Source organism: Paracoccus sp. FO-3, from assembly GCF_006386455.1.
GTDB lineage: Bacteria > Pseudomonadota > Alphaproteobacteria > Rhodobacterales > Rhodobacteraceae > Paracoccus > Paracoccus versutus.
Genome location: NZ_VCBQ01000195.1, coordinates 1 through 4,042, shown reverse-complemented (window position 1 = coordinate 4,042; position 4,042 = coordinate 1). Strand labels below are relative to the sequence as shown.

The window sequence follows — 4,042 nt, the reverse complement described above, 5'->3', positions numbered from 1 at the left end:
CTGCAGCACGACCTGCGGCGGCCTGGGCGGCGCCTCGGCCGGGTCGGCCGCGACCCGCAGCTCGGCCGCGGCCGGCGCTTCGCGTTGGGACTGGAGCTGGGTGGCCTGGATGAAAACCTTGGTATGCGGCAGCACGAAGATCGAGAACAGGATTTCCAGGTTCAGGATGACGAAATAGATCAGCACGAACTCTTCCGTCAGCGGCCTGAAGTTGGACCAGACCGGGCCGACCATGATCGGGTTGTAGACCCGCGCGAATCCCAGCGTCGCCAGCAGGGCGATCAGGGTGATCAACGGCACCGGCACGATCAGCCGCGGCCAGCGGCGGCAACACTTTTCTATCAGCAGCAATGTCCCGACCAGGATGCAGTAAAAGAACAGGGCCATGGCGGAAAACACGATCACGAACTCCCACCACGGCGGCGATGGCTGGAGCTGCACCGGGTAAAGATAGGTGATCAAGACGCTGGAAATCCCAAAATAGATCAGGAAATGCTGATCTGTCATTAGACGCCAAATCTGAATCGGCGTAAGCGAAAGCCTCCGCCCCGTCACCAAGACGAAATTGATCTGGGAATCGGCCGCCCGGCCGTTTCGCATGCTCCGTGCCGATCGATCCGCATTCGGCATGTCCGTCGTCACCCGGCCCGTTTTCTCATGAGTCATGGGGCGGCTGTTTAACCCATTTGTGCCGGCACTCAACCTATAGGCAGATTCGGCTGGGACCTGAGCCGGGGTTTTGGCCAGATTCGCAAGGGGATTCGCACCCGAATCTCTGGCGGCACCGTCGTTTGACGACAAGAGGCGGGACATCTTTCACCAGCATATACCATTTCACGTCACATGAACTGTAGCAGAAGAGTCTTTACCTACCGTTACCGTCATTCCATGACAATCGAACTGCAATCGGCGACATTTTAGTCATTCGGCATGTCGATCCACGGCTTCGCGCTGGGAAGCCCGCCCCCCCTCCGCTAGCAAGTTTTCATCATAGGCTGGACGCATCCCGAGTGCGGCCAGCTTTCATCGTGAAAACTGGTTGGAGCCCCTGCCGTGTCGGAAGTTGGTATTTTTTTCAGAGTTTTCAGACAGACCGCCCCCTCCTTGCCCGCTGTTCGTATTGCCGCGAGCCGGATCCATACCGGAGATGAGAAATGACAAACCGGATCAACAACGTCTTCTATATCGGAAACCGGCAGATCCTGGACACGGTCCAGGGCAATGGCGTCATGGAAGGCGCCGCAGATCTTCTGGGCCGTTACGACCTTGGTTCGGGTTTCACATATTACAACCTTCAGACCCAGCATGATCCAAGTGTTGTGGACGGGTTGCTGGCAACCAATGATTACGGCGCCACCGTGGCAAACCCCGGCGCCGGCTGGTATGATGAAGGCTTTGCCAATACGCCTTCCGGCGGCTATAGCCGACTGGACGAGGAGCAGCTTTATCGTGGCGATGTTTACTATCGGGACATCGACGGCCTTGAAAAGGTGTTGTCCAATGTTTCCTTCACCGCCTATCAGACCGAGAATGGCGATACCTTCGTCGTTCCGTCGGCCGAAATTGTGGGCGGAACTGGAAACGGTGTCTACGGGGATCCCGGCGAGCTTACGCCCAGCATACTGAGCGGCCTCGATATTCTCGGCTTTGAATTGCACACCGTGCGCAACGATGCGATCGGTCAGGATAAGCTCATCTATGACTGGGAATCCGTCCACGACACGGTCAAGACCTTCTATCTGGGCAACAAGTCGATCCTGGATACCGTGCAGGGCAACGGGACCATGGAAAACGCCGCCAACCTGCTGGGCGGGTATGACGCCACCGGCAGCATGCCGGGCGACAATCAGTTCAAGCTGCACACGCTTTGGGTCCGCCATGATCCGGCGGTGCGGGATGGGTTGCTGGCGACGAATGATTATGGCCGCGGTGCCAGCTACCCCGACGGCTATTATGACGAAGGCTTCGCCAACACCCCCTCGGGCGGCCAGGGCGGCACCACCTTCAGCGAACTCGACTCGCAACAGCTGTTCTGGGGCAATGTCCATTACATCGACGACAATGGTCAGGCGCAGGTTCTGAACGATGTCGCGCTGAACGTCTATCAGCTTGAAAACGGCGATGTCTTCGCGGTGCCCACGCATGAAATCACGGGCGGCAATGGGAAGTATGGAGATCCGGGAGAGCTAAGTCCCAGCCAGTTGGCGGGCCTGAATATCTCGCGCATCGAGCTGGTGTCGCTGCGCAACGATGCCATCGGCAAGGACAACCTGCTTTACGATTGGGAATCGCTGGATCCCGAGGGCGCCGAAGAATGGCAGGGCGGTCCGGGCGACGGAATCGTGGACGGCACCGACGGCGACGACACCATGGTCCCCGGCTATCGCGACGCCCAGGGCGATGAGATCGACGACGCCGACGGGGTGGACGATTTCATCAACGCTGGTGCGGGCCACGATTCCGTTAACGGCGGTGAAGGTGACGACAATATCGACGGCGGCACGGGCCACGACATCCTGGAAGGCGGTGCCGGCAATGACGTCCTGTTCGGCCGCGAGGGCGAGGACTTCATGTATGGTGGCGCCGGCAACGACATGCTGGACGGTGGCCTTGACGGCGACGTCATGTGGGGTGACGAGGGCAACGACCTGCTGAATGGCGGCGAGGGCGACGACATCCTGGTCGGCGGGACCGGCGAGGACACGCTGCTCGGCGGCGCCGGCGCGGATGTCCTGTCCGGCGGCGAGGACGACGACCTGCTGGACGGCAGCGATGGAAACGACACCCTGCTCGGCGATGAGGGCGATGACCTGCTGGACGGCGGCGCAGGCGACGACTCGCTTGACGGCGGCAACGGCAATGACACGCTGCTGGGCGGCGACGGCAAGGACACGTTGTTGGGCGGCGAGGGCGACGACTCGCTGGACGGCGGCCTGGGCAACGACTCGCTCGAAGGCGGCGAAGGCAACGACACGCTGGACGGCGGTGCCGGCCATGACAGCCTGTTTGGGGGCCACGGCAACGACGTCCTGGAGGGTGGCGACGGCAATGACACGCTGATCGGTTGGGGTGGCAACGACACCTTGGAAGGCGGCCTGGGCGATGACTTGCTGGACGGTGGCGCCGATCAGGATCTTCTGAAAGGCGGCGACGGAAACGACACCCTGTCTGGCGGCGACGACAATGACATGCTCGATGGCGGCGCCGGGGACGATTCCCTGGACGGCGGGTTCGGCAACGACGCCCTGGAAGGCGGAGACGGAAACGACACGCTGATCGGATGGGGCGGCAACGACACCCTGGCCGGCGGCCTGGGCGACGACTCGCTGGATGGTGGCGCCGATGACGACCTTCTGAAAGGCGATGACGGAAACGACACCCTGTTCGGCGGCGATGGCGACGACCAACTCGATGGCGGCGCTGGGGAGGATTCCCTGCTCGGCGGCTACGGCAACGACACCATGCTGGGCGGCGCGGGCAGCGATACGCTCGACGGCGGCCACGGCAACGACGTCCTGGAGGGCGGCGAGGACAACGATACCCTGATCGGCTGGGGCGGAAGCGACACCCTGGTCGGCGGCCTGGGCGACGACTCGCTGGAAGGTGGCGCCGATGACGACGTCCTGGAAGGCGGCGAGGGCAACGATACCCTGTTCGGCGGCGATGAGAACGACCTGCTCGACGGCGGCACCGGGGACGATTCCCTGCTGGGCGGAAACGGCAACGACACCCTGCTGGGCGGCGCGGGTAACGATGCGCTCGACGGCGGATACGGCGACGACCGCCTGGAGGGCGGCGACGGCAACGATACCCTGATCGGCTGGGGCGACAAGGACACCCTGATCGGCGGCCTGGGCGACGACTCGCTGCACGGTGGCGCGGATGACGACCTTCTGGAAGGCAGCGAGGGCCACGACACGCTGCTGGGTGGCGATGGCAACGATACCTTGCTTGGCGGCGAGGGCGACGACCGGCTCGATGGTGGCAAGGGGGACGATTCCCTCCACGGCGGCTACGGCAACGACGCCCTGGAAGGCGGAGA

Annotated in this window: 2 protein-coding genes; one reads left to right on the top strand and one right to left on the bottom strand. The window is 62.6% G+C overall.

Annotation, left to right across the window (positions count from 1 at the left end; translation table 11 throughout):
• Positions 1-666 (bottom strand): hypothetical protein (locus FE811_RS25990; protein WP_140849389.1); only part of this gene is annotated, 666 nt, incomplete at its 3' end.
• A gap of 488 nt (positions 667-1,154) precedes the next feature.
• Here FE811_RS25990 and FE811_RS25985 point away from each other — a divergent pair.
• On the top strand, positions 1,155-4,042 hold a 2,888-nt coding region (locus tag FE811_RS25985; protein WP_370362710.1), incomplete at its 3' end, for a calcium-binding protein.